This window comes from Trebonia sp. (assembly GCF_030042015.1).
Taxonomy (GTDB): Bacteria; Actinomycetota; Actinomycetes; order Streptosporangiales; family Streptosporangiaceae; genus Trebonia.
Window position 1 is genome coordinate 1 of sequence record NZ_JASIAL010000422.1, and the last position, 5727, is coordinate 5727.

At 72.3% G+C, this 5727-nt stretch carries 4 protein-coding genes; 3 read left to right on the forward strand and 1 reads right to left on the reverse strand.

The genetic code is table 11. The annotated features are described in order from the left end of the window. On the reverse strand, positions 1–205 hold a 205-nt coding region (locus Q1N79_RS22660; protein ID WP_300612172.1), incomplete at its 3' end, for a hypothetical protein. A 180-nt stretch (positions 206–385) separates the two neighbouring features. Here Q1N79_RS22660 and Q1N79_RS22665 point away from each other — a divergent pair. From Q1N79_RS22665 to Q1N79_RS22675, 3 genes are all read left to right on the forward strand, one after another. Then, the gene (locus tag Q1N79_RS22665; protein WP_300612173.1) at positions 386–1360 is read left to right on the forward strand and encodes a hypothetical protein; all 975 of its coding nucleotides are present in this window, start codon (positions 386–388) and stop codon (positions 1358–1360) included. A 52-nt stretch (positions 1361–1412) separates the two neighbouring features. Further along, on the forward strand, positions 1413–3860 hold the full coding sequence (locus Q1N79_RS22670) for an ATP-binding protein (RefSeq protein WP_300612174.1): 2448 nt from the start codon (positions 1413–1415) through the stop codon (positions 3858–3860). A gap of 29 nt (positions 3861–3889) precedes the next feature. After that, a partial coding sequence (locus Q1N79_RS22675) for a type IV secretion system protein (RefSeq protein WP_300612176.1) occupies positions 3890–5727 on the forward strand: 1838 nt, incomplete at its 3' end.

The following is a 5727-nucleotide window of genomic DNA, read 5'->3' on the forward strand; positions in this document are numbered from 1 at the left end:
CGCCGGCACGCGCCGCCGTCAGGCGGCCCCCCCGCAGCCTCGCCAGCCCAGGACGGCGCGGCCAGTGCCCGCGCCGCCACTTGGCGCCGTGGCGGCGCCTGCCTCCTCCGGCATGCCAGCGCACGCCACGCCGGATGTGCACCCGGTGCTGCCGGTGCGAGAGCGGGGCGGCGGACCCGGTGCGCAGCGGATGGAGGTCTCGCACAGCGAACCCCGTAAGTGGCCGGCGCCGCCTGCGGTGGCGCCATCAGTAAATGCGGCCCGACCCTGGCAGGCGCCCACATGGCCCCTCCAGCCGCAATCGCCACCGCAGCCAGCTGCCCCAACCGCGCCCCCGCCGGGGCCGCAGCCCGCGGCAACGGCCGCAGACGAGGCATCGCCTGAAGTGCCGCGGGAGGCGCCGTACGAGGCGCACGCGGCGCCGCCGCAGGAGCCAGGCCCGAAGGTCACCGCGGTCGCGGAGAGCGAGGAGCTGGCGGTTCCGTCCGTCGAGCGGGCGCTGAGCGGCCCGTCGAAGGACCGCCCCCTGTCCTGGCACGGCAGGGTCAAGATAGTCACGGGCGCCACGCAGGGGCCGGGCGCACGCGACCAGGAGGCGCTCGACAGGGCACGGGCCCGCCTCCCGCTCACCGGGCCGAAGCGCGTCCTCGTGCTCGGCTGCACCAGCGGCGCCGGCCAGACGGTGACCACGCTGATGACCGGGCACATCATGGCGAGCCTGCGCGAAGAGCCCGTCGCCGCGGTGGACCTGCACGACGGGGCGCTGGCCCGCTACGGCGCGCCCGCCGGGTGGCTGGAGGAGATCCTCGGCGGCAAGGCACCGCAGACGCAGGCGCCGTCGCGTCCGGACGGCCTGCCCCCGACCCGCAAGGGCACCCAGGCGCGCCTTGACGTGATCGCGTCCCGCGGCGCGCTCGGGGACGGTGACGAGCAGCTGCTGGCCGAATACCTCGGCCGGCACTACCCGCTCACCATGCTCGACCCGGGCGCGGCCGGCCTGACGAAGCTGCTGACGATCACCGACCAGCTCGTCGTGGTGGCGCCGGCGAGCGTCGAGGCGGCGAGCGCGCTGGCCGACACCCGCGAGTGGCTGGACGCGCACGGCTTCGCGGACCTGGCGGCGCACTCGGTGACGCTGATCAACGGCGTGAGCAGGCGCAGCATGCCGGACGTGACGCAGGCCGAGTCGGTGGCGCGCGGCCGCTGCCGTGCGATCGTCCGGGTTCCATGGGACGACATGGTGCCGGTCGGGGGCACCGGCCCGTCCGCGCTCCGCTCCCAGACCCGCGTCGCGTACACCGCGCTGGCGGGGGTGCTGGTGGCGGGAATGGCCGCGGCACCGATCAGGAGAAGGCAGTGATGGGCCGAACGGTCCGTGCCGCCTGCCCCGGACGACCTACTCAGGAGATGTGGTGACCACGAAGTCGAAGGGCCGCAGCCGGCTGGCGATCCGATACTTCGACGACCGGGTGCTGCTGACCGAGACGCACGCCTGGGCGTACTACCGCGTGCCCTCTGTCTCGTACGAGTTCACCGCGCCTGAGGAGCGCGAGGCGCTCGCGACGAACATCACGGTGGCCCTGGCGGCGATCCGCATGCAGGACGCCGAGGTGCACCTGCGGATCGCGCACCGCCCGTACCCGGCGGTGGAGTGGGCGACCGGCCTCGACGCCACCGCCGACGGCGGCCCCGGCTGGCGGGAGTACCTGGAGCAGATCTACCAGCACGTGTGGGCGAAGGACTTCTGGTGCAAGGAGATCTACCTCGGCGTGCGGCTGGGCCAGCGCGGCATGCGGGCGCAGCTGTCGGGTGGCCTGTTCGCCCACTTCCTTGGCAGTTACCGCGCCACCGAGCGCACCCTGGGCATTGAGGACGAGGCCGTGCCGGCCGGGGAGATCGGCAAGTGGACCGAGCTGGCCGAACGGCTCGGCCGCGCGCTCACCGCGAGCGCGCTCGGCGCGCGGCACGCCACCTCGCGCGAGGTGGCCTGGCTGGTGCGGCACACGCTGCTTGGCTCGCTCAACGACCCGCCCCCGTCCGCCGCCCGCCGCCGCACCTGGGGCGCGGGGGAGATCGAGCAGCTCTACGAGGGCCAGGTGCACAACGGGCGCACGCTGCTGCGCCTTGAGCACGTCGACGGGGAGTCGTACGCGGCGTTCTTGTCGTTCGCCAGGTTCCCCGACGTGATGTCGTTCCCCGACGGCGAGCCGTGGCTGCACTACGCGGACCTGCTGCCGTTCCCCGTCGAGGTCAGCTCCCGGATGCGGCTGATCCCGCCGGCCAGGGCGAGCAAGGACGTCGGCAGGCGGCTCGCGCACGCCCGCGACATGGACGCGCACATCAGGGAGGCGGGCGCGGAGGCGCCTATCGCGCTGGCCGAGCAGATCGCCGCCGCGCGGATGCTCGAGCACGGCATCACCAAGGAGCGGCTGCCGTTCGTCTACGGCTGGCACCGGCTGCTCGTGACCGCGCCCACCCGCGACCTGTGCGTGCGCCGCGTGGAGGCGGTCACCGAGCACTACAGGGACATCGGCATCGACATCGTGAACTCGACCGGCGACCAGTTCTCGCTGCTCACCGAGTCGCTGCCGGGCGAGCGGGTGCGGTTGTCCTCCTACGTGCAGCGCCAGCCGCTGTACACGATCGCCGGCGGCATGCCGACGGCGACGGTCGAGCTCGGCGACCGGATCGCGGACGGCGTCGGGTGGGTCGGGCCGTACATCGGCGAGACGCTGGGGCGGGCCCGCTCCGTCGTCCACTTCGACCCCATGCTGGCGACGGCGCGCAACAGGCCGACCGCGATCGCGATCACCGGCGAGCCGGGCGGGGGCAAGACCACGCTGGCGATGCTGCTGATCTACCAGCTCGCGCTGCGCGGCGGGACGATCGCGGTGGTCGACCCCAAGGGCGACGCGGAACCGCTGGCGGAGTACCTCGTCAGGTCCGGGCGGAAGGCCCGGGTGCTGCCGCTCGGGTCGGCGGCGGCCGGGCTGCTCGACCCGTTCTCGTTCGGCGACGACCTGGCGGAAAAGCGCACGATGGCGACCGAGACGCTGCGCCTGCTGCTGCCGCGGATGAGCGAAGAGCGGGAAAGCGCGATGATCCAGGCGGTCGGCGCCGTGGCGGGCGGGCAGCGGCCCAGCCTGGGCAAGGTCGTCCGCCACCTGGAGGAGTCCGACGACCCGGCCTGGAAGAACCTGGGCGCGGTGATGCGGTCGATCTCCGAGATGCGCCTGGCGCGGCTGTGCTTCGCGCCGTCCGGCGGGCAGCAGATCGACGCCGAGGGCTGGACGACCGTGTTCACCCTTGGCGGGCTGACGCTGCCGGACGCGACGACCGCCAGGGACGACTTCTCCTACGAGCAGCGGCTGTCCGTCGCCCTGCTCTACCTGGTCTCGCAGTTTGCCCGCAGGCTGATGAACGCGGTCGGCAGGACCACGCCGAAGGCGATCTTCCTCGACGAGGCCTGGGCGATCACGTCCACCCCTGAGGGCGCGAAGCTGGTTCCCGAGGTGTCCCGGATGGGGCGCTCGCGGAACACCGCGCTGGTCCTCATCTCCCAGAACGCGGGCGACCTGCTCAACGAGCAGGTGACCAACTGCCTGTCCAGCGTCTTCGCGTTCCGCTCGACGGAACGTGCCGAGGTGGCGAACGTCTGCTCGCTGCTCGGCGTGGAGCCGTCCGAGGAGCACAAAGCGGTGCTGCGTGGCCTCGGCAACGGCGAGTGCGTTTTCCGTGATCTCGACGACCGCGCGGGCCGCATCGGCGTCGATCTCGTATCCGAAGAACTACGGGACTGGATCGACACGAATCCGACACGAGCCCGTCGGCCGGCGCAGCCGGCGGCGGCGACCACCTAGCACAACCGCCGTACACAGGAGCCCCCCTCATGGCTGAACCCCACCCCCGGGCCGGACGAACGCGCGCACCACGGACCCTGACCCGAGCCTTGCTGCTCGCGGGCTCGATCGGCACGGTCCTGCTCGGCGGGCTGTTCCTCGCCCGGCCGGCCGCCGCGGCCACGATCACGCCGGCGGCGCATGCCGCCACGATCTCCCGCGCCGCGCCGGCGGCGCACGCCGAGCCGGGCACGGCCGCCAGGCCCGCTGCCCGCGCCAAGCCGGATACCGCGGTGCGGCTGATCGGCATGACCGAACCCGACGGGGGAGTCTGCGCGGTGCCCGGCATCGGCGACATCGGCGGGCTGCTCGGCCTGTGCAGCTCGGGCCAGGCCGGCCTGGTCGGCGACCTGAACAACATCTGCACGCCGTCGGTGCCGCAGCCCGAGCAGGCCACCGCGGGCATCGACTCGATGATCGCCACGCCCGGCGGGGAGACCGGCGGCAAGACGCTGTACGACAACTACGGCATCGCCGGGCAGTACTGGGCGGCCTACGGCCTCACGTGCTCGGACATGACCTCGCTGATCGGCAACAACGTCGCCGGCATGGTCTTCGACATGGCCAAGGCGCTGGACCGGGTGACGATCACCGTCTACCAGGCCGCCGCGGGGAACAGCATCCTGTCCTGGCTGAGCGGCGCGGTCAACCGGCTGATCACCGCGCTCGGCGACGCCATCTACTTCCCGTTCCTCGCGCCGGTCGTGATCATCGGCACGATCTGGCTGGCCTGGCAGGGGCTGATCCGCAAGCGCGCCACCCGGACGATCGAGGGGACGCTGTGGATGGTCGTCGCCTGCGCCGCGGCGATCTGGCTGATCGGCCGTCCCGCCGACTTCACGGGCGTCGGCACCACGGTCTCCAATTCCGTCACCCAGGTGATGAACGTCGCGTTCGCCAAGCTGCCGGGCAACACGGGCAGCAACTGCCTGCCGGTCGCGTCCGGCGACCCGCAGAGCGTCACCGCGAACTACGCGTTCACCTCGGCGAACGGCCTGGTGGACCAGAACGCGAACGAGCTGTGGTCGGTGCTGGTCTGCAAGCCCTGGCTGGACGGCGAGCTCGGCACCACGGCGTACGCGACGTCGCCGACGCAGACCCCCACGGTGGTCAACCAGTACGGCAGGCAGCTGCTGTGGGCGCAGGCGATCGCCGTCAACGAGCCGGCCACGCAGGCGCTGATCACCGCCAAGGAGGACACGTACGTCGGCATCGCCAAGGGACTGCAGGCCAACGACCCGGCCGTCTACCCCCTGTTCCAGGGCATCCAGTGGACGACCCGGCTGGAGATCGGCTTTTCCGCGCTGTTCGCCGCGGTGGCCGCCGGCCTGCTCGTGCTGCTGATCGCGCTGACCCTGATCGTCTTGAAGCTCGGCTTCCTGCTGTTGCTCGTCGCGGGGCCGTTCTTCCTGATCATCGGGGTGCATCCGGGATTCGGGCGGGTCATCGCGATCCGCTGGTTCGAGATGCTCGTCGGCGTCCTGCTCAAACAGGTAGCGGTCGCGCTCGTGCTGAGCGTGCTGCTCTACTGCTACTCGCTGATCATGAGCACCAGCGACCAGGCGCTGCCGTGGGCGCTCAAGATCATGATGATCGCGCTGGTCACCGTGGCGGTGTTCATCTACCGCAAGCCGTTCCAGCACCTGTTCTCCTCGGTCGGTTACGGCGTGCTCGGCTCCACCGAGCGCGCGGAGTACAGCTGGCGCGAGGCGAGCGTCGGCTTCCGCCGCGCGTCCGCGACCGCGGGGGCCGTCGCGATACCCGGCATGGGCGCCTACCGCGCCGCCCGCTGGGCGCGGCGCAACCCGGCCGCGGCCGCCGCGATGGC